This is a genomic window from Streptomyces sp. CNH189, from assembly GCF_000527195.1.
Genome location: NZ_AZUS01000016.1, coordinates 157,336 through 177,949 on the forward strand (window position 1 = coordinate 157,336; position 20,614 = coordinate 177,949).

Sequence of the window (20,614 nt, forward strand, 5' to 3'; positions counted from 1 at the left end):
TGTGCGCGGACAGCAGTGAGTTCAGCACATGCGGCGGGTCGGATCGACCGTCGGGGACGGTCTCCGTTCGGACAACAAACGGAAACAGCGGCCCCTTCGGTATCCCCAGCGCATAGAGTTCAGGGCGCGCCGGGCTTTTGAACACGTTCAGATGGCGTGGGGTCCGGCCGGGGGAGGGATCGCCCGATGGGCAAGGGGGTCAAGGTCGCCGTCGTCGGCGGCATATTCGCCGTGATGGTCGGCGGAGCCGGGTACGGGGCGTACAACATCGTCTCGGCACTGGACGGCGGCGGGGGCGGCGGCTCGAGTGCCGCGGACACGCCGAAGTCGGGGCCGCCGGACAAGGACGAGGTCCGCGAGGCCACCGAGGCGTTCTTCGGCGCCTGGGAGAAGGGGCAGGCGACCGAGGCCGCCTCGTACACGAACAACGCGCAGGCGGCCGGCGCGCTGCTGACCGCGTACGGCGAGGAGGCGCGGATCGGCCGGGTCGACATCACGCCGGGCACCCCGCGCGGCACCGTCGTGCCGTTCACCGTGAAGGCGACCGTCGCCCTCGACGGCGCCTCCAAGCCGCTGCGCTACACCAGCAGCGTGAAGGTCGTCCGCGGGCAGACCACCGGGCGGGCGCTGGTCGACTGGAAGCCGTCCGTCGTGCACCCGGACCTGCGGGACGGCGACACCCTCGTCACCGGTGAGTCCGCGCAGCCGCCCATCGAGGCGGTGGACCGCGACGGCACCGTGCTGACGAAGGAGAAGTACCCCTCCCTCGGCCCCGTGCTGGACACCCTGCGGCAGAAGTACGGCGACAAGGCGGGCGGCACCTCCGCCGTCGAGCTGTCGATCCGGCACGCGAACGAGGAGGCCGACACCCCGCTGCTCACCCTCGCCGAGGGCAAGGCGGGCAAGCTGCGCACCACGCTCAGCGCCGGGGTGCAGGCGGCGGCCGAGAAGGCGGTGAAGGCGTACCCCGAGTCCTCGGTGGTGGCCGTGAAGCCCAGTACGGGCGAGGTGCTGGCGGTGGCCAACCACCGCGGCGACGGCTTCAACGCGGCGTTCCAGGGTCAGGTCGCGCCCGGCTCCACCATGAAGATCATCACCGCCGCGATGCTCATCGACAACGGCGTGACCTCCATGAACGGCCCCGCGCCCTGTACGGACACCGCCACCTGGCAGAGCCAGACCTTCAAGAACCTCACCGGCATGGAGCCGAACGAGGGCGCCAGCCTCGCCAACAGCTTCCTGCGCTCCTGCAACACGGCGTTCATCAAGCTGATCGACGAGAAGCCGCTCAGCGACGCCTCGCTCACCCAGGAGGCGCAGGAGCGCTTCGGTCTCGGCCGGGACGACTGGAAGACCGGCATCGCCTCCTTCGACGGCAGCGTGCCGGCCTCCGGTGGCCCGGACCGCGCGGCGAACGCCATCGGCCAGGGCCAGGTGCAGATGAACCCCCTGAACATGGCGTCCGTGACGGCCACCGCCATCACCGGCACCTTCCGCCAGCCGTACCTGGTCTCCCCCGACCTCGACGGCCGGGAGCTGGCGCAGGCCAAGGGCCTGTCGGGGGACACCGCCGCGCAGCTCAAGGAGATGATGCGGCTCACCGCCACCCAGGGCACCGGCCAGAAGGCGATGTCCGGTCTGGGCGGGGACATCGGCGCGAAGACCGGTTCCGCGGAGGTCGACGGGAAGGCCACCTCGGACAGCTGGTTCACCGGCTTCCGCAACGACGTCGCGGCGGCGGCCATGGCGCAGCAGGGCGGCCACGGCGGCGACGCGGCCGGCCCGATTGTCGCAGCCGTGCTACGAGCGGGCGGCTGAGCGCACCGCCCGGCCGGCGGGACTTTAGGGTGGGGGCCGACCTCGGCGTACCCGCGCCGAGGTGGCCTTGACTCGAATGAGAGCCACGCGGGCCGCGGGGGGCCGGGGCGGGCGACGGAGGAACGAACAGCAGTGGGGACCAGAGGGCGCGCCGCGGACCGGCGAAGAATGAAGCCGGCCGTGCTCGGCGCAGCGATAGTCGTGGTCGCGGGCGGTGCCGGTTTCGGCGCGTACGCACTCGTCGGCGGGGCCGGGCAGGACGGCAAGGGCCAGGCGTCCACGCAGGCGGAGGCCGTCAAGACCGGGCCGCTGTCGGCCGGCGAGGTCACCACCGCGGCCCGGAACTTCCTCACCGCCTGGCAGGCCGGCAAGGTCGGCCAGGCCGCCGCCGCGACCGACGACCCGAGGGCCGCCACGGCGCTGCTCACCTCGTACGCCAGGGACGCCCGCGTCCGGAACCTCACCCTCACCCCGGGCGCGCCCGCAGAGGGGACGGTCACCTTCTCCGTCAAGGGAACGGTGTCGTACGAGCAGCTGACGAAGCCGCTGGCGTACGACAGCACGCTGACCGTGGTGCGCCGCGCCGGGGACGGCGAGCCGCGCGTCGACTGGCGGCCGTCGGTGCTGCACCCGGAGCTGAGGGACGGCGACAAGCTGGTCACCGGCGAGGCGGGCACCCCGCCGGTGAAGGCGCTGGACCGCGACGGCGGCGAGCTGACCACCGCGAAGTACCCCTCCCTCGGCTCCGTGCTGGACGGGCTGCGCGAGAAGTACGGCGACAAGGCGGGCGGCAAGGCGGGCGTCGAGCTGCGTGTGGTGCGCGGCGAGGAGTCGAAGAAGGCGGAGCTGTCCGACACGACCCTGCTGGAGCTGAGCGAGGGCACGCCGGGCACGGTGAAGACCACGCTGAACCCGTCCCTCCAGGCCGCCGCCGAGGCGCAGGTGGCGAAGAAGCAGAAGGCGTCGGTGGTGGTGCTGCGCGCCTCGACCGGCGAGATACTCGCGGTGGCGAACTCCTCGCGCGGCTTCAACGTCGCCTTCCAGGGGTCGCTGGCCCCGGGCTCCACCATGAAGGTGATCACCTCCTCGCTGCTGATCGAGAAGGGGCTGGCGTCCGCCGACAAGAAGCACCCGTGCCCCAAGTACTTCAGCTACGGCGGCTGGAAGTTCCAGAACGACGACAAGTTCCAGATCAAGGACGGCACGTTCAAGGCGAGCTTCGCCCGGTCCTGCAACACCGCCTTCATCAGCCAGGCCCCCGAGCTGGAGGACGACGACCTGACCGAGCAGGCGCAGGACGTGTTCGGGCTCGGGAAGAACGACTGGCAGGTCGGGGTGGCGACGTTCGACGGCTCCGTGCCGGTGCAGTCCAAGGCCCCGATGGCCGCGTCCCTGATCGGCCAGGGCGGGGTGCGGATGAACCCGCTGAACATGGCGTCGGTGTCGGCGACGGTCAAGGCGGGGGTGTTCCACCAGCCGTACCTGGTGTCGCCGGAGGTCGACGGGCGGCAGCTGGCGACGGCCCCCCGCACGCTGTCCGCGGACACGCTCGCGCAGCTGCGGGACCTGATGTCGTACACCGCGTCGGCCGGCACCGCCGCGGAGGCGATGGCCGGGGTGGGCGGCGACCGGGGCGCCAAGACGGGGTCGGCGGAGGTCGACAACCAGAAGAAGCCCAACGGCTGGTTCACCGCGTACGCCGGTGACCTGGCGGCGGCGGGTGTGGTGCAGGCCGCCGGACACGGCGGCTCGACCGCGGGCCCGATCGTGGCGGCCCTGCTGAAGGCAGGCAGCTGAGCGAACCCCCGGCTCGGTCGGGGACCGGCCGGGGGAGTCTCGGGCTCGGTCAGGACCGGCTGGGCGGGGGGCCTCGGAACTCAGCGCGGGGCCGGTGAGCAGAGCCCCGGGCTCGTGTCCGGCATCGGCCGGGCGAAGCTGCCGGGCTCAGCGCGGGCCGGTGAGCGAAGCCTCAAACTCAAGGCAGGACCGACTGAGCGCTGTCGCGGGCTCGTGTCCGGCATCGGCCGGGCGAAGCTGCCGGGCTCTGCGCGGGCCGGTGAGCGAAGCCTCGAACTCAAGGCGGGACCGGCCAGGCGAAGCCACGGGGCTCAGCCCGGAACCCGCTGAGCGACGCCGCGGGCCCGGTCGGGACCGGCCAGGAGGCGCCGGACTCTGCGCGGGCCGGTGAGTGGAGCAGCCCTGGGCTCAAGGTGGGACCGGCCGGGCGGAGCCGCGGGGTCGGTGCGGCGGGTGTGGGACCGGCCCGGCGAAAGTGCCAGGTTCAGCGCGGGCCCGGTGACGGGAGCCGCGCTGCGCACCCGGCCCCCGGCGGAGCCGTGACGTTCAGTGCGGGACCGGCTGGGCCGTCGGCACGTGGGTCAGGCGCAGGAAGCGGGAGAGGGTCTTCGTCTCGAACTCCACCACGGAGACGCCCTGCGAGGTGTGGAACTCCACCACGGCCTGCACCCGGCCGCAGGGCCACACCCGTATGCCGGCCTGTTCCGCGGGTGCGGTCAGACCGCGTTCCAGCAGGTCCCGTTCGATGACCCACTCGCGGGGCATGGCGCCGGGCAGGCCGACACGCACGTGCCGGGGGTCGGCCTCGGGGTCGTACCGCAGCACCACGGGGACCGCCCCGCGGTTCTCCAGGAGGGGTTCCGCATCCGTCACGATGTGGACTCGCGCGTACTGCTCGATCACGGACATCGGTGGGCCCCTTTACGCTGCGTCACACGCCGCCATAGGCATACAAGCCGACTACCCACCCCTGTCCCATCCTGCACCCAAACTGGAAGCTGCGCTTCCGAGCGGCGGATAGCACGGATGAGGTAGGGCGGAAGTAAAACAAGTCACTCGCTCTTGCGAAAGGTTCGCAACAGGACACATCATCGAGTCCGTGCACGCACCTGACGGATTCATCGACGCCCCCATATCCGCCGCCGCCGGCCTCCTCGCCGCCGGTGCGATCGCCGTGAGCCTGCGCGGCGCGCGCCGCGAGCTGGACGGCACCTCGCGCCCGGGCGCGGCCGGGGCCGGGGCGGAGCGCACCGCTCCGCTGGCCGGGCTGGTGGCGGCGTTCATCTTCGCCGTGCAGATGCTGAACTTCCCGGTGGCCGCCGGCACCAGCGGCCACCTCCTCGGCGGCGCCCTGGCCGCGATCCTCGTGGGCCCGTACACCGGTGTGCTGTGCGTGTCCGTCGTGCTGCTGATGCAGGCCGTGCTGTTCGCCGACGGCGGCCTGACCGCGCTCGGCGTGAACATCACCACGATGGCGATCACCACGACCCTGGTCGCCTACGCCCTGTTCCGCGGCCTGGTGAAGGTGCTGCCGCGCACCCGCCGCTCGGTGACCGCCGCGTCCTTCGTCGCCGCCCTGGTCTCCGTCCCCGCCTCCGCCGTGGTCTTCACGCTGCTGTTCGCGGTCGGCGGCACCACCGACGTGTCCCTCGGCAAGGTCGCCGGCGCCATGGTCGGCGTGCACGTGCTCATCGGCCTCGGCGAGGCCGTCATCACCGCGCTGACCGTCGGCGCGGTCGTCGCCGTCCGCCCGGACCTGGTGCACGGGGCGCGCGGGCTGCGGCAGAAGCTGAAGCTGCGGGTGGACGGCGAGCTGGTCGACGCCCCGGACACCGACGCGCAGCCCGTGCCCGCCGCGGCGCGGTCCCCGCGCACGGTGTGGATCGCCGGCCTGGTCACCTCGCTGGTGCTCGCCGGGTTCGTCAGCTTCTACGCCTCGGCCAACCCCGACGGCCTGGAGAAGGTCGCCGCCGACCACGGCATCGACAAGCAGGCCGAGGAGCACGGAACCGCCGACTCCCCGCTCGCCGACTACGGCGTGAAGGACGTCGACGACGCCCGCCTCTCCGGAGGTCTCGCGGGCGTGATCGGTGTCGGTGTGACGGTCGTGGCGGGCACCGGCGTGTTCTGGGCGGTCCGCCGGCGCCGCACCGAGGAGGAGACCGAGGCCACCTCCCCCGCCGGCACGAGCGTCTGACGTGGGCGCGGGTCACACCCACCGGCTCTACCGGCACGGGCACTCCGCCGTGCACGCCCTGCCGCCGCACACCAAGCTCGCCGCGGTCCTCGCCTTCGTGGTGGTGGTCGTGTCGACGCCGCGCGAGGCGATGTGGGCGTTCGCGGGGTACGCCGTGCTGCTCGCCGCCGTCGCGTACGCGGCGCGCGTCCCGGCGGGCTTCCTGCTGAAGCGGCTGCTGATCGAGGTGCCGTTCGTCGCCTTCGCGGTGCTGCTGCCGTTCGTCGCCGAGGGTGAGCGGGTCGACGTCCTCGGGCTCTCGCTCAGCGTGAACGGCCTGTGGGGTGCCTGGAACGTGCTGGCCAAGGGCACCCTGGGCGTCGCCGCCTCGGTGCTGCTCGCCTCCACCACCGAACTGCGCGAACTGCTGCTGGGTCTGCAGCGGCTGCGGCTGCCGTCGCTGCTGGTGCAGATCGCGTCCTTCATGGTCCGCTACGGCGACGTCATCACCGACGAGATGCGCCGGATGCGGATCGCACGCGAGTCCCGGGGCTTCGAGGCGCGGGGCGTGCGGCACTGGGGGGTGCTCGCCAAGTCGGCGGGCGCCCTGTTCATCCGCTCCTACGAACGCGGCGAACGCGTCCACCTGGCGATGGTGAGCCGCGGCTACACCGGGTCGATGCCGGTGATCGACGAGGCGGCCGCGTCCCGGGCGCAGTGGTCGTACGCCCTGACCCTCCCCTGCGCCGCCCTCGTCCTGTGTCTGCTGGGATGGACCCTGTGAGTACTGCTTCCCTGGAGGTCTCCGGCCTCGCCTTCGCCTACCCCGACGGCCATCAGGCCCTGTTCGGCGTGGACTTCCGCGTCGCGCGCGGTGAGCGGGTGGCGCTGCTCGGGCCGAACGGCGCCGGCAAGACCACCCTCGTCCTGCATCTCAACGGCATCCTCACCGGCGGCACCGGCACGGTGCGGGTGGCCGGCCTGGAGGTCGGCAAGCGGCACATGGCGGAGATCCGGCGCCGGGTCGGCATCGTCTTCCAGGACCCGGACGACCAGCTGTTCATGCCGACCGTGCGGGAGGACGTGGCGTTCGGGCCCGCGGCGGCCGGGCTGAAGGGGCCCGAGCTGGAGGCGCGGGTGGACCGGGCGCTGGAGCAGGTCGGCATGGCCGAGTTCAAGGACCGCCCGCCGCACCACCTGTCCTTCGGGCAGCGGCGCCGGGTGGCCGTGGCGACCGTCCTCGCGATGGAGCCGGAGATCCTCGTCCTGGACGAGCCGTCCTCCAACCTCGACCCCGCCTCCCGCCGTGAACTGGCCGACATCCTGCGCTCGTTGGACGTCACCGTCCTGATGGTCACGCACGACCTGCCGTACGCCCTTGAGCTGTGCCCGCGCGCGCTGGTCCTCAGCGACGGGGTGATCGCGGCGGACGGCGTCACCGGCGACCTCCTCGCCGACCACGACCTGATGCGCGCGCACCGCCTGGAGTTGCCGTACGGCTTCGACCCTCGCTCCGTGCCCGCGCCGCCCGGCCGCGGGTGACGAACGCGCCGCACCCCGGAATCGCCGGCGCACCGGCGTGGTTGCACCCACAGTCGCAGGCGAGTGGAAGGAACGACAGGAACGTGGACGTCGACGTGCACGGCACAGTGGCCGAGGGCTTCGAGCCGGTCCGGGAGGCGTTCGCCCGTAACTTCGAGCGGCTCGGGGAGCGGGGCGCGGCGCTCGCCGTGTACCGGGACGGGCGCCGGGTCGTGGACCTGTGGGGCGGGACGAAGGACGTCGACGGCACCGGACCGTGGCAGCGGGACACCGCCCAGGTCGTGCGGTCGGCCACCAAGGGTGTCGCCGCCGCCGTGCTGCTGATGCTGCACGAGCGGGGTCTGCTGGACCTGGACGCACCGGTCGGCCGGTACTGGCCGGAGTTCAAGGCGCACGGCAAGGAGGGCGTGCTGGTCCGGCACGTCCTCGGCCACCGCGCGGGGCTCCCGGTGCTGGACCGCCCGCTGAGCTTCGCGGAGGCCACCGACCCGCCGCGGGCCGCCGAGGCCCTCGCCGCCCAGGCGCCGGTGTGGGAGCCGGGTACGGACCACGGCTACCACGCGCTGACCTACGGCTGGCTGGTGGACGAACTGGTGCGCCGGGTGACCGGCCGGGGCACCGGCGAGTGGATCGCCGCCGAGATCGCCGCCCCGCTGGGTCTCGACCTGTGGGTGGGGCTGCCGGACGCCGAGGCCCGCCGCGTCGGACGGGCCGGGAAGGTCGAGGGGCCCGAGCCGTCGGGGTTGCTGCGCGCCCGGCCCAAGCGCTCGGTCACCGCCGCCTACGCCGACCCGTCGTCCCTCACCCGCCGTGCCTTCGCCGCGATCGACCCGTCCCCGGACCACAACGACCCGGCGTTCCGCGCGGCGGCCCTGCCCGCCGCGAACGGCATCGCGACCGCGGACGGGCTGGCCCGCTTCTACGCGTCACTGACCGGCCAGGTCGACGGCACCCGACTGCTGGCGGCGGCCACCGTGGAGCGCGCCCGCGCCGAGGAGTCGGCGGGCCCCGACCGGGTCCTGATGGTGGGCACCCGCTTCGGGCTCGGCTACATGCTGCACGGCAGCGCCTCCCCCCTCCTGGCCCCCGGCTCCTTCGGCCACCCCGGCCGCGGCGGCTCCCTCGGCTTCGCCGACCCGGAGTCCGGCGTCGCCCTCGGCTACGTCACCAACGGCTTCCGCAGGACGGTGACGGCGGACCCCAGGGCCCAGGCGCTGATCCGCGCCGTACGGGAGTGCCTCGGCTCGTAGGGCCCGCCGGGGTTCCCTACACGTGGATCGGGTGCGAGGTGCGGCCGGACGCGTCGTCGATCTCGCTGTGCGCCTTGGTGAGCATCTGCATGGCGAGTTCGTTCAGCGCCCTTGCGCCGGCGATCTCCTCCCCGACCCGTGGCTGATTGGAGTCGGTGTAGTGCCGGGACGCCTGTCCGTGCGCCCGCACCTCGGAGCCGTCGGGCAGCCGGACCAGCGCGACCGCGCGGGTGTGCTGCTCGTCCTCCGTGAACTCCATCTCCACGTGCCATCCCACTGCGGTGTGCATCATGACGGATCACCTCCGGATTCCTCTCGTTCCAGAGTGCGCCTCGCCCCGTCCCCGTGCACCCGGCCCGCCCTCGCCGCGCGCCTACGCCGCGTGCAGCATCAGCCCGATGCCCACCACCAGCAGCCCGGCCGCGGCGACGCGCGGCGCGCCGAACCGCTCCTTGAAGAACACCGCGCCGATCGCCGCGCCCACGATGATCGACGACTCGCGCAGCGCCGCGACCGGGGCGAGCGGTGCCCGGGTCTGTGCCCACAGGACCAGGGCGTAGGCGAGGACGGACAGCGCGGCGCCGAGCAGGCCGAGCCGGGCGTGCGGCCGCATCCTCGTGACGGCCTCGCCGCGCAGCCGTATCAGGGCGTACGCGGGGATGACCGCCCCCTGGACCGCCATCAGCCACGCGACGTACCCGGCCGACGAGCCGGAGGCGCGGACGCCGAGACCGTCGACGACGGTGTACACGGCGATGGTGAGCCCGGTCGCCAGGGCCGCGCCGACGGCCGCCCAGTCGGGCCGCCGGCCGCGCAGCCCCCACAGGGCGACCCCGGTCAGGCCCGCGCAGGAGACGACGATCCCGGCGGCGGCCCACGGGTCGGGCACCTCGTGCGCGAACACGGCGGCCAGCACGGTGACGACCAGCGGCGCGCTGCCCCGGGCCAGCGGGTAGGCCTGGCCGAAGTCGCCCAGCCGGAACGACGTCATCAGCAGCGCGTAGTACAGGATGTGCACGGCCGCCGAGCCGAGCAGGTACGGCCAGGCCCCGGCCGCCGGGAACGGCACGAACGGGGCGGCGGCCAGCCCGATCAGCAGCCCGCCGCCGGAGATCAGCGCGAACCCGACGAGCTTGTCGGTGATCCGGTGCGCGAGCGCGTTCCAGCCGGCATGGGTGACCGCGGCGAACAGCACCGCCACGACGACCAACGGCGTCACGCGGCGCGCTCGCGTACGTCCGTGAGGGTCGCGCCCGCGTGGGCGATCAGCGTCTTGGGTTCCATCGGGAAGACGGTGTACGGGGTGCCGGCCGCCGCCCACACGGTGGCGTGGCCGAGCAGCGAGCGGTCGGCGAGGACCCGGGTGCTGGTGCGGTGGCCGAAGGGCGGGACGCCGCCGATGGCGTACCCGGTGGTCTCGCGGACGACATCGGCCTTGGCCCGGGTGACCCGGCCGGCGCCGAGTTCCTCGCGGACCCGCTCGACGTCGACGCGGGAGGCGCCGTCCATGAGCACCAGCACAGGTACCCCGTCGGCGGCGAAGATCAGGGACTTGCAGATCTGGCTCAGCTCGCAGCCGATCGCGGCGGCGGCCTCGGCGGCGGTGCGGGTGGCCTCGGGGAAGCGGCGGACCTGGCCGATCACGTCCGCGAGGCCCAGTTCCCGCAGGGCCTCGGCGAAGCGGGGGTGGGCTCCGGAGCCCTCGGCGGCGGTGGCGGAGGTGGTCATGCGGGGCACGCTAGCGGTCGGTGCACAGGCCACGCGACCTCGTTCCGCGAGCCGGACGAGGGCCCGGGCAAGGGGGCCTGGCGAGCGGGCCGACCGTAGGGAACGAGGAAGCCGGTGAGGGCGCCCCGTCCCCACGGAGCCCTCACCGGCTGGTCGTGACCGTCCGGGCGGTCAGGCCCGGACGAGTTCCTTGTCCTCGTCGTCCTTGTCCGCCGCGCCGTCGTGCGCGGCGAGGCTCTCGCCCTCGACGTCCACGTTGGGCAGGGCGCGGTCCAGCCACTTGGGCAGCCACCAGGCCTTGTCGCCGAGCAGCGCCAGGACGGCCGGGACGATCGCCATACGGACCACGAACGCGTCGAAGAGGACGGCGATCGCGAGGCCGAAGCCGATCATCTTGACCATGGAGTCGCTGGCCCCGATGAATCCGGAGAACACCGCGATCATGATGATCGCCGCGGCGGTCACCACCCGGGCGCTGTACCGGAATCCGGTGACCACGGCCTGGGACGGCTTCTCGCCGTGGACGTGGGCCTCCCGGATGCGGGTCACGAGGAACACCTCGTAGTCCATGGCCAGTCCGAAGACCACGCCGACCATGAAGATCGGCATCATCGACATGATCGGGCCGGTCTCCTCGACGCCCATCAGGCCGGACAGCCAGCCCCACTGGTAGACCGCGACGACCGCGCCGAGGGCCGCCAGCACCGAGAGCAGGAAGCCGAGGGCCGCCTTCAGCGGCACCAGGATCGAGCGGAACACCACGATCAGCAGCAGGAACGCGAGCCCCACCACCAGCACCAGGTACGGCACCAGCGCGTCGTTGAGCTTCTGCGAGACGTCGATGTTCATCGCCGTGGCCCCGGTGACCAGGACGTCGGCGCCGCTGTCGGCCCTGATGTCCGCGCCGGCGGCGCGGATGTCGTGCACCAGGTCCTCGGTGGTGACCGAGGAGGGCTTGGCGTCCGGGATGACGGTGATGGTGGCGGTGTCGCCGGCCTTGTTGGGCTGCGCCGGGGCGACGTTCACGACGTTGTCGAGGGCCTTGATCTCGTCGCCGGCCTGCCGGAAGACGGCCTGCGGGTCCTCGCTGCCCTGGGCGTCGACCACGACCACCAGCGGGCCGTTGAAGCCCGGGCCGAAGCCCTCGGAGAGCAGGTCGTAGGCGCGGCGCTGGGTGGTGGACGTCGGCTGCGAGCCGTCGTCGGGCAGGCCCAGCTCCAGGGAGCCGGCCGGGACCGCGGCGGCGCCGAGGCCGACGATGCCGAGCAGCAGCACGGCCAGCGGACGGCGGACGACGAAGCTCGCCCAGCGGGTGCCCATGTTGGGGCGGTCCGCCTTCTTCCTGGCGCGGCCGCCGCCGAGCAGCTTGCTCTTCTCACCCGCGGCCGGGATCCGGCGGCCGGCGTAGCCGAGCACGGCCGGGATGAGGGTGAGGGCGATCAGGACGGCGACGGCGACGGTGCCGGCGGCGGCGATGCCCATCTTCGTCAGCATCGGGATGTTGACGACGGCGAGGCCCACCAGGGCGATCACGACGGTCAGGCCGGCGAAGACCACCGCGGAACCGGCGGTGCCCACGGCGCGGCCGGCCGCTTCCTCGCGTTCGCGGCCCTCGGCGAGTTCGGCGCGGTAGCGGGAGACCACGAACAGGGCGTAGTCGATGCCGACCGCGAGCCCGATCATCGAGGCCAGGATGGAGGTGGTGGAGCCCAGGTCGAGCGTGCTCGCCAGCGCGGTGATGGTGGCGACACCGATGCCGACGCCGACGATCGCGGTGAGCAGCGGCAGTCCGGCGGCGAGCAGCGAGCCGAGGGTGATGACCAGGACGACCGCGGCGATGCCGATGCCGATGATCTCGGCGGAGCCGGTCTCCGGTATGGCCTGGAGGGCGTCACCGCCGATCTCGACGGTCAGCCCCGAGTCGCGGGCGTCCTCGGCGGCGGCCTTCAGGGCCTCGCGGGTCGGTTCCTCCAGCTCCATGCCAGGGACCTTGTAGGTCACCGAGGCGTAGGCGACGGTGCCGTCCTGGCTGACGCCGCCGGCCTGGTAGGGGTCGCTGATCCGGGCGACCTCGGAACCGCCGGAGAGCTCGTCGACGGTCTCCTGGACCGTCGTCCTGTTCCCGGGGTCGGTCATCTTCTCGCCGTCCGGCGCCTTGAAGACGACGCGTGCGGTCGCCCCGTCGGCGCTGGAACCGGGGAATCGTTCCTCCAGCAGGTCGAAGGCCTTCTGGGCCTCGGTGCCGGGGATGGAGAAGGAGGAGTTGCCGGCCGCGGGGGCGCCGGCCGCGCCGGCGCCCGCGAGCGCCAGCAGCGCCACCCAGAAGAGGGCGACGACGTGCCGTTTCCGGAAGGAGAACCGGCCGAGTCGGTACAGGAATGTGGCCACGAGGGCGTGCTCCCGGTCAGGTCGTGGATGTTTCAGGGCAAGGGGGATCAGCCCGACGGCGTGAGCGGATACGTCAGGAAGTGGCTGACTCTGGTACGACTGGGGGTCAGTCGGCTGGGGCGACTCCGAGGGCGGGGAGCACCACGGCGTCGATGTACGACCGGAGGAAGGCCTGCGTGGGCGGCTGTTCGTCGATCAGCATCCGTGTGGCGAAGGCGCCGACGAGCATGTGCACGATGTAGTCCAGCGCCGGGTTGTCCGGGCGGACCTCGCCCCGTTCGATCGCGCGGTCGACGATGCGGCGGAACTCCTCGACCTCCGGCTCCACCAGCAGCTCGCGGAGCGCCTGGCGCAGGTCGTCGTTCTGGTGCACCGCCATGGCGAGGGCCCGCATGAGAGCCACGTTCTCCGCCATGACGCAGTCGTCCTCGCGGCCGATGATGATGTGCAGGTCACCCCGCAGGGACCCGGTGTCCATCTCTGCGATGCCGCCCGGCTTCTGGCTGCGCATCGCCCGGACCACCAGCTCGGCCTTGCCGCCCCACTGCCGGTAGAGCGTGGCCTTGCTGGACCGGGTGCGGGCGGCCACGGCGTCCATGGTGAGGGCGTCGTAGCCGACCTCACGGAGCAGTTCGAGCACGGCGCCGTACAGCTCTGCCTCGCGCTCGGGGGTGATCCGGCTGCGACGTGATGTCGCGATGTCACTCATGCCGGCCACCTTTCCGCTCCGGGTCCCACCGCGTCAAAGGAACGACACGGTTTCGTACAAGACGAAGGTACCTCTCCGCCTTAACGAAACGAAACGGTTTCGTTCGTGTTCTGCGTCACGGTTGTTCGGTCCGCATAAGCGATCCGCACGAGTTGCGGCGATGCGCACGAGTTGCTGCGGTCCGTCCCCCGGAAAAGCATGGGGAGGGTGACTTATCTGCGTCTGCCGCACCTCAAGGACGACCTGCTGTGCTTCGTCGCGGAGGACGACCTCTGGCTCGCCCCGCTCGACGGACCGGGTCGCGCCTGGCGGCTCACCGTCGACCGCACCAAGCTGGGACACCCCCGCTTCTCCCCCGACGGCCGCCACATCGCGTACACCAGCTGGCGCACCCTGGACCCCGAGGTGCACCTGGTGCCGGTGGACGGCGGGCCCGGGCGGCGCCTGACGTACTGGGGCAGCTCCGACACCCGGGTGTGCGGCTGGGCCCCGCCCCACGAGGACGGCCACGCCGAGATCCTCGCCGTCACCTCGCACGGCGAGCCCTTCTCCTACTTCACCTGGGCCTACAAGCTGAGCCTGGACGGGAGCCCCGGACGCAAGCTGCCCTGGGGACCGGTCTCCGACATCCAGGTCGCCGACCTCGCGGGCGAGCGCAGGTCCCTGCTGCTCACCGGCACCCCGCCGCACGAACCGGCGTCCTGGAAGCGCTACCGGGGCGGCGCCACCGGCAGGCTCTGGCTGCACGGGCACCGGCTGCTCGACGGCCTCGACGGCCATCTGCACTCCCCCATGTTCGTCGGCGGACGGATCGCCTTCCTCTCCGACCACGAGGGCATCGGCAACCTCTACTCCTGCGCCCACGACGGCACCGACCTGCGCCGCCACACCGACCACGACTCCTTCTACGCCCGGCACGCCGCCACCGACGGCACCCGCGTCGTCTACCAGTGCGCCGGCGACCTGTGGATCGTGGACGACCTCTCCCCCGGCTCCGCCCCGCGCCGGCTCGACGTGCGGCTGAGCGGTCCGCGCTCCGGCCGGCGCCCCTACCAGGTGCCCACCGCGCAGCACCTGGACGGCCTCTCCGTCGACGAGACCGGCCGCGCCAGCGCCGTCGTCGTACGCGGCAGCCTGTACTGGCTCACCCACCGCGACGGGCCCGCCCGCACCCTGACCGACACCCCGGGCGTACGGGTGCGGCTGCCGGAGATGCTCGGCGCCGGCGGGCAGGTCGCGTACGTCACCGACGCCGAGGGCGAGGACGCCGTGGAGATCGCCTCGCTGCCCCGGGCCACCGGCCACCGCGCCCACCGGCGGCTGGCCGCGGGCAGGCTGGGCCGGGTGCTGGAGATGGTGGCCGACCCCGAGGGGCAGCGCCTCGCCGTCGCCGCGCACGACGGCCGGCTGCTGCTGGTGGACACCGACGAGGCGACGGACGGGACGCCGGGCGAGGTCACCGAGCTGATCCACTCCGGCAACGGCCCCGTGCGCGACCTCGCCTTCTCGCCCGACGGTGCCTGGCTGGCCTGGTCCCACCCGGTGATCGGACGCTCCCTGCGGCAGATCAAACTCGCCCGCATCAAGGACCGGCTGGTCATCGATGTCACCAACGGACGCTTCGAGGACGAGAACCCGGTCTTCACCCGGGACGGCCGCTACCTGGCCTTCCTGTCCTGGCGCGGCTTCGACCCGGTGTACGACGTGCACACCGGCGACCTGTCCTTCCCGCTGGGCTGCCGCCCGTATCTGGTGCCGCTGTCCTCGGCGACGCCCTCGCCGTTCGCGCTGAGCCCCGAGGGCCGTCCCGCGGCGGGTGGTCTCGACCCGCTGGAGCAGGAGGAGAGCGAGGAGGGCGGCACGGTGACCGTGGAGGCGGAGGGCCTGGAAAGCAGGGTCACCCCCTTCCCGGTGGCCGCCTCCAAGTACTCCGGGCTGTACCCGGTCGCGGGCTGCGGTCTGGTGTGGCTGCGCTGGCCGATCTCGGGCGCGCTCGGCGAGACGTTCGCCAACCCCGACGACACCAGCGGGCGGCCCACCCTGGAGCACTTCGACATCCCCAAGGCCAAGAAGTCCGAACTCGTCGCCCACCTCGACTTCTTCGCGGTCAGCGGGGACGGTTCCCGGCTGGTCGTGGTGGACGAGGGCGAGCTGCGCGCGGTGCCCGCCACCGAACCGGGCGACGGCGACTCCACGGTGTGGATCGACCTGCGCCGCATCAAGCACGAGGCCGACCCGGCCGCCGAGTGGCACCAGGCGTACGCGGAGGCGGGGCGGCTGATCCGCGCCTACTTCTGGGAGCCGGACATGTGCGGCATCGACTGGGACGGGGTGCTGGAGCAGTACCGCCCGCTGGTCGAACGGGTCGCCTCGCCCGACGAGTTCGCCGACCTGCTCCGTGAGGTGCTGGGCGAACTGGGCACCTCGCACGCCTACGTGACCGCGGCCCGCCGCAACGAGGGACCCCCGCACTACCAGCGCCGCCAGGGCCTGCTCGGCGCCAACCTGGTCCCCCGCGAGGCCGGCTGGACGGTGAAACGGATCCTGCCCGGCGACTCCTCCGACACCCGCGCCCGCTCCCCGCTGGCCGGCGCCGGCATCCGCGAGGGCGCGGTGCTCACCCATGTCGACGGGCGCCCGGTGGACCCGGTCGCCGGCCCCTACCCCCTGCTCGCGGCGGCGGGCGGCACCACGGTGGAGCTGACGTTCCGCCCACCCGTCGCCCACCACCACCCTGCTGCGGAAGGCCCTGCGGGCCCCTCCCCTTCGGGCGAGGGTCCGCCCCGGCGGGTCGCCGTCGTCCCGCTGGTCGACGAGACGCCCCTGCGCTACCAGGACTGGGTGGCCAAACGGCGTGCCGTGGTGCGCGAGTTGAGCGGCGGGCGGTGCGGCTACCTGCACATCCCCGACATGGGCGGCTCCGGCTGGGCGCAGTTCAACCGGGACGTGCGCATGGAGATGTCCCGGCCCGCGCTCATCGTCGACGTGCGCGGCAACGCCGGCGGGCACATCAGCGAACTCGTGGTGGAGAAGCTGACCCGCACCATCATCGGCTGGGACCTCACCCGTGACGCCCAGCCCGTGTCGTACGCCTCGAACGCGCCGCGCGGGCCGGTCGTCGCGCTGGCCGACGAGGCGACCAGCTCCGACGGCGACATGATCACCGCCGCGTTCAAGCTGCTGAAGCTGGGGCCGGTGGTCGGGCAGCGCACCTGGGGCGGGGTGGTCGGCATGACCGGCCGGCACCGGCTCGGGGACGGCACGGTGATCACGGTGCCGATGAACGCGGCCTGGTTCGACGCGTACGGCTGGTCCGTGGAGAACCGGGGTGTCGACCCCGACCTGGAGGCGCTGCGCACGCCGCTGGACTGGGCCGAGGGCCGGCACGCGGTCCTGGACGACGCCGTGACGCTCGCCCTGAACCTGCTGGAGGCCGAACCGCCGGCCTCGCCGCCGGGCTACGGCGACGTGCCCGACCGTTCGCGCCCGAAGCTGCCGCCGCGGACGTGAGGAAGGGGTGCCCCCTTCGCCAGGGGCACCCCTTCCCGCCCGCGCTCAGCGCGTGGGCACCTCAGTGCCCGGATGCTCCGACCGTCAGACCTCGTGGTCCTGGTCGAAACGCTCCTCCGGCTCGCGGCGACGCTGCGGGTCCGCCGCCTCGTCGTCCCGACGGCGGTTGCGGTTCTGCTGCAGCTGCTCCTTGCCCTGCTGGGCGCGCTGCTTGGCCTGCTGCTGGAACTGGCCGGCCTTCTCCTGCATCTGGTCCTTCATACCCATGTGGGTTCACTCCCGTGTGGGGTGGGGGAACTTGCCCGACCAGATTCACACGGGCGGTCACCCTGCGCATGTCGATCAGTCACGGACCGTAGCGCGATGCTGTTCGTCGGCGTTGCCGCCCGCTCCGACCAGCCCGATGCGCAGACCGTCGAGCCGGTGCCCGAACCGCTTCATCTCCCGTTGCCCGACCGTGCCGATGAGGGAGGGCAGGTAGCCGCGGACGCTCTGCATGCCGCGCAGCCAGCGCTGCCCGTAGACGTGAGCGGCGCGCCGCTCGATGCCGGCGACGATCCGGTCCACGGCCGGGCCCAGCGGGTAGGTCTTGTTCGCCGGCCACGGCAGCCGCTGCCGCAACTCCCGCATGACGTCGTCCTGGTCGGCCCCGCGCACCATGTCGGTGTCGGTCCACGACAGGTAGCCGACGCCCACCTTCACGCCCCGGTGGGCGACTTCGGCGCGCAGGGCGTGCGCGTACGCCTCCACACCGGACTTGGAGGCGCAGTAGGCGGTCATCATCGGCGCGGGGGTGATCGCGGCGAGGGACGCTATCTGCAGCAGGTAGCCGCGGCTCTCGGCGAGCAGCGGCAGGAATGCCCGCGCGGTGACGGCCGATCCGACGAGGTTCACCTCGATGACCCGCCGCCAGGCCTCCGGGTCGGACTCGGTGAACGGACCGCCGGTCGCCACACCGGCGTTGGCGACCACGATGTCCACGCGGCCGAACCGCTCGCGGACCTGCTCGGCGACGTGGGCCATCGCCTCGTGGTCGGTGACGTCGGCGTACCAGTGGTCGCTGTCGCTGTGCAGCCGGGCGGAGACGTCCTTCAGCGCGTCCGGCTCGAGACCGACCAGCGCCACCTTCACGCCGCGCGCGGAGAGTTTGCGGGCGAGCAGCTCCCCGACTCCGCGCGCCGCTCCGGTGACGACGGCGACCTTTCCTTCGAGACTGACCCTGCTCATGCGCTCTCCTCGGCGGGTACGGCGGGTGCGGCGGACTGGTGGGCGCTCACGTGGGCGGCGACGAGGTCGCGGATCCGCCCGGTGACCAGGTCGGGCGCCTCGACGGGGGACATGTGGCCGACGCCGGGCAGTTCGGTGACGCCCCGGCAGTCGGGCAGCGCGGCGGCGAGCGCGCGGGCGTGCACGGGCGGGGTGAGCCGGTCGGCGGTGCCGACGACGACCTCCACCGGCACCCGCAACTCCCGTACGCCCGCCTCGAGATCGAGGGAGGCCAGCACATGGGACCAGGCGTGGCGCACGGTGCGCGGGCAGGCGTGCACGATGCGCGCGCAGGCCTCCACCATGTCCGGGGCCGAAGCGGGCCCCATGGTCGCGTACTTGAGGATGCGCCGGGCGGCCGGTGTGACCGGCCCGAGCGGGGCCCGGCTGCCGAGGATGCGCCCGGTCAGCCAGGTCCGCGCCCTGCCCGGCCGCAGCGGCAGCACGGTCGACTCGGCGACCAGCCGCCCGCTGCCGGTGCTGCACAGCAGGACGGCGGCGGCGTGCTCGCGGAACGCGGGCCGTCCGGAGGCGGCCATCACGGTCATGCCGCCCATGGAGTGCCCGGCGATCACGGCGCGTTCGCCGGGGGCGAGGGTGGCGGTGAGGACGGCCTCGAGGTCGTCGGCGAGCGTGTCCGTGGTGCACACGGGGCTTGCCGGGGTGCGGCCGTGACCGCGCTGGTCGTAGGCGATCACCCGGTGGTCGGCGGCGAGTTCGCCGATCTGCGCGGCCCAGAAGGCGGTCGAGCAGGTCCAGCCGTGGGCGAGGACGACGGCGGGCGCGCCCTCGAGGCCGTGCACCTCGACGTGGAGGCCGGTGCCGTCGGCGGAGCGGGCGGTCAGCTCCCGCACGGCGGCGGGCGGGGCGTAACGCCCGCTGGTCACGGGGGTGGGGCGGCTCACGCGGACACCTCCGTGCTCTCGGCGGCCGTCGTCTCCCGCTCGGCGGGGGCGCGCAGCACGGCGTACTCGGCGAGGTCGACGCGGCGGGTGGCGCGCCGGAACTCGGCGGTCGTGCCGGGCCAGATGGTGGTGTTGCGGCCGCTCTCGTCCAGGTACCAGCTGGTGCAGCCGCCGGTGTTCCACACCGTGCGCTTCATCCGCTCCTGCACCCGGTGGTTCCAGGCACGCACCGCGCCGGGTCGGGCGTCGAGGGCGGCCCGGCCGCCCAGGACGTCGAGCTGGCGCAGGTAGTCGGCCATGTAGTTCAGCTGGGACTCGATCATCAGGATCATCGAGGAGTTCCCGAGGCCGGTGTTGGGGCCGATGATCGTCATCCAGTTCGGGAAGCCGGCCGCGGAGGCACCGCGCAGCGCCTGCATGCCGCCGGACCAGGACTCGGCGAGGGTCTTGCCCTCCGGGCCGACGACCCGCTCGGCGATCGGCATGTCCGTGACGTGGAAGCCGGTGCCGAACACGATCGCGTCGACCTCGGCCTCGGTGCCGTCGGCGGCGACCACGGTCGAGCCGCGCACCTCGCTCAGCCCGCTCGCGACGACGTCCACGTTGGGCTGCGCGAGGGCCGGGTAGTACGTGCTGGACAGCAGGATCCGCTTGCAGCCGATGCGGTAGTCCGGGGTGAGCCTGGCGCGCAGCGCCGGGTCCTTGATCGCCCGGGCCATGTTCCGCTTGGCCAGCTGCTCCACGAACCCGAGCTCACCGGGGTGCTTGGTGAACGCCTGGACCTGCAACTCCCGGATGCCCCACAGCAGTCCGCGGCGCATCTTGGTGGTGAAGGGCAGCGCCCGGTGGACGGCGCGCTCGGCGGAACCGATGGGCCGGTCCATCCGGGGCAGCACCCAGGCGGGGGTGCGCTGGAACAGCGTGAGCCGCTCCGCCTGCGGCTGGATCGTCGGCACGATCTGGATCGCGGAGGCACCGGTGCCGACCATGGCGACGCGCTTGCCGCGCAGGTCGTAGTCGTGGTCCCAGCGGGCGGAGTGGAACACCTTGCCGGGGAAGGTGTCCAGGCCGGGGACGTCCGGCAGCTTGGGCTCGGACAGCGGCCCGGTGGCGGAGACGACGACGTCCGCGCTGAGGTCGCCGCTGCTGGTCTCGATGTCCCAGCACATCCGCTCGCCGTCCCACGCCATCCGCTTCACCTCCGAGTCGAAGCGGATGTGCGGGCGCAGCCCGAACACGTCGGTGACGTGCTCCAGGTAGGCGCGGATGTGCTCCTGTCCGGAGAAGGAGCGCGGCCAGTCGGGGTTGGGCGCGAAGGAGAAGGAGTACAGGTGCGACGGCACGTCGCAGGCACACCCGGGGTAACTGTTGTCCCGCCAGGTGCCGCCGACGCTGCCGGCCCGTTCCAGGACGACGAAGTCGGTGATCCCCTCACGTCGCAGCCGTACGGCGGCCCCGAGTCCGCCGAATCCCGACCCGATCACCGCAACCCGTACATGCTCGTGCTCGGCCATCCCAAAGCCTC

The 20,614-nt window shown here is 73.0% G+C and carries 17 protein-coding genes; 7 read left to right on the plus strand and 10 right to left on the minus strand.

Features of this window, described 5'->3' with window-relative positions; genetic code table 11:
- Positions 1–186 precede the first annotated feature (186 nt).
- Both B100_RS0122015 and B100_RS0122020 read left to right on the plus strand, forming a co-directional pair.
- A complete protein-coding gene (locus tag B100_RS0122015) occupies positions 187–1,818 on the plus strand; it encodes a penicillin-binding transpeptidase domain-containing protein (protein WP_024886570.1) in 1,632 nt (543 codons plus the stop codon).
- A gap of 168 nt (positions 1,819–1,986) precedes the next feature.
- Positions 1,987–3,615 (plus strand): penicillin-binding transpeptidase domain-containing protein, encoded by a 1,629-nt coding sequence (locus B100_RS0122020; protein WP_486585675.1) that lies wholly within the window; start codon positions 1,987–1,989, stop codon positions 3,613–3,615.
- A 546-nt stretch (positions 3,616–4,161) separates the two neighbouring features.
- Here B100_RS0122020 and B100_RS0122025 read toward each other — a convergent pair.
- On the minus strand, positions 4,162–4,524 hold the full coding sequence (locus tag B100_RS0122025; protein ID WP_024886572.1) for an SsgA family sporulation/cell division regulator: 363 nt from the start codon (positions 4,522–4,524) through the stop codon (positions 4,162–4,164).
- 190 nt (positions 4,525–4,714) lie between these two features.
- On the opposite strand from B100_RS0122025, the gene B100_RS0122030 reads away from it, so the two are divergent.
- From B100_RS0122030 to B100_RS0122045, 4 genes are all read left to right on the plus strand, one after another.
- Positions 4,715–5,812, plus strand: a complete 1,098-nt coding sequence (locus tag B100_RS0122030) for an energy-coupling factor ABC transporter permease (RefSeq protein WP_024886573.1) — start codon at positions 4,715–4,717, stop codon at positions 5,810–5,812.
- A gap of 1 nt (position 5,813) precedes the next feature.
- On the plus strand, positions 5,814–6,575 hold the full coding sequence (gene cbiQ / locus B100_RS0122035; protein WP_024886574.1) for a cobalt ECF transporter T component CbiQ: 762 nt from the start codon (positions 5,814–5,816) through the stop codon (positions 6,573–6,575).
- Positions 6,563–7,333, plus strand: a complete 771-nt coding sequence (locus B100_RS0122040) for an ABC transporter ATP-binding protein (RefSeq protein WP_024886575.1) — start codon at positions 6,563–6,565, stop codon at positions 7,331–7,333. Before cbiQ ends, B100_RS0122040 begins: the two co-directional genes overlap by 13 nt.
- A gap of 83 nt (positions 7,334–7,416) precedes the next feature.
- Positions 7,417–8,583, plus strand: a complete 1,167-nt coding sequence (locus B100_RS0122045; RefSeq protein WP_024886576.1) for a serine hydrolase domain-containing protein — start codon at positions 7,417–7,419, stop codon at positions 8,581–8,583.
- 16 nt (positions 8,584–8,599) lie between these two features.
- Here B100_RS0122045 and B100_RS0122050 read toward each other — a convergent pair whose 3' ends face one another.
- The 5 genes from B100_RS0122050 to B100_RS0122070 form a co-directional block, all read right to left on the minus strand.
- The gene (locus tag B100_RS0122050; RefSeq protein ID WP_024886577.1) at positions 8,600–8,875 is read right to left on the minus strand and encodes a DUF1876 domain-containing protein; all 276 of its coding nucleotides are present in this window, start codon (positions 8,873–8,875) and stop codon (positions 8,600–8,602) included.
- 81 nt (positions 8,876–8,956) lie between these two features.
- Positions 8,957–9,802, minus strand: a complete 846-nt coding sequence (locus B100_RS0122055; RefSeq protein ID WP_024886578.1) for an EamA family transporter — start codon at positions 9,800–9,802, stop codon at positions 8,957–8,959.
- A complete protein-coding gene (locus B100_RS0122060; RefSeq protein WP_024886579.1) occupies positions 9,799–10,311 on the minus strand; it encodes a YbaK/EbsC family protein in 513 nt (170 codons plus the stop codon). Before B100_RS0122060 ends, B100_RS0122055 begins: the two co-directional genes overlap by 4 nt.
- Before the next feature lie 171 nt (positions 10,312–10,482).
- Positions 10,483–12,699: an MMPL family transporter gene (locus B100_RS0122065; RefSeq protein WP_024886580.1), complete on the minus strand. Its 2,217-nt coding sequence runs from the start codon at positions 12,697–12,699 to the stop codon at positions 10,483–10,485.
- A gap of 106 nt (positions 12,700–12,805) precedes the next feature.
- Positions 12,806–13,408 carry a TetR/AcrR family transcriptional regulator gene (locus B100_RS0122070; protein ID WP_024886581.1) on the minus strand — a complete coding sequence of 201 codons (603 nt, stop codon included), beginning with the start codon at positions 13,406–13,408 and terminating at the stop codon, positions 12,806–12,808.
- 207 nt (positions 13,409–13,615) lie between these two features.
- Here B100_RS0122070 and B100_RS0122075 point away from each other — a divergent pair, with 207 nt between their 5' ends.
- Complete coding sequence (locus tag B100_RS0122075; protein ID WP_024886582.1) at positions 13,616–16,918, plus strand: S41 family peptidase; 3,303 nt, start codon at positions 13,616–13,618, stop codon at positions 16,916–16,918.
- 84 nt (positions 16,919–17,002) lie between these two features.
- On the opposite strand, the gene B100_RS0122080 is transcribed toward B100_RS0122075, so the two are convergent.
- The 4 genes from B100_RS0122080 to B100_RS0122095 form a co-directional block, all read right to left on the minus strand.
- Complete coding sequence (locus B100_RS0122080; protein ID WP_024886583.1) at positions 17,003–17,185, minus strand: hypothetical protein; 183 nt, start codon at positions 17,183–17,185, stop codon at positions 17,003–17,005.
- A 75-nt stretch (positions 17,186–17,260) separates the two neighbouring features.
- A complete protein-coding gene (locus B100_RS0122085; RefSeq protein WP_024886584.1) occupies positions 17,261–18,145 on the minus strand; it encodes an SDR family oxidoreductase in 885 nt (294 codons plus the stop codon).
- The gene (locus tag B100_RS0122090; protein ID WP_024886585.1) at positions 18,142–19,089 is read right to left on the minus strand and encodes an alpha/beta fold hydrolase; all 948 of its coding nucleotides are present in this window, start codon (positions 19,087–19,089) and stop codon (positions 18,142–18,144) included. The genes B100_RS0122085 and B100_RS0122090 overlap by 4 nt, the downstream gene beginning before the upstream one ends.
- On the minus strand, positions 19,086–20,603 hold the full coding sequence (locus B100_RS0122095) for a flavin-containing monooxygenase (protein ID WP_024886586.1): 1,518 nt from the start codon (positions 20,601–20,603) through the stop codon (positions 19,086–19,088). Before B100_RS0122095 ends, B100_RS0122090 begins: the two co-directional genes overlap by 4 nt.
- Positions 20,604–20,614 lie beyond the last annotated feature (11 nt).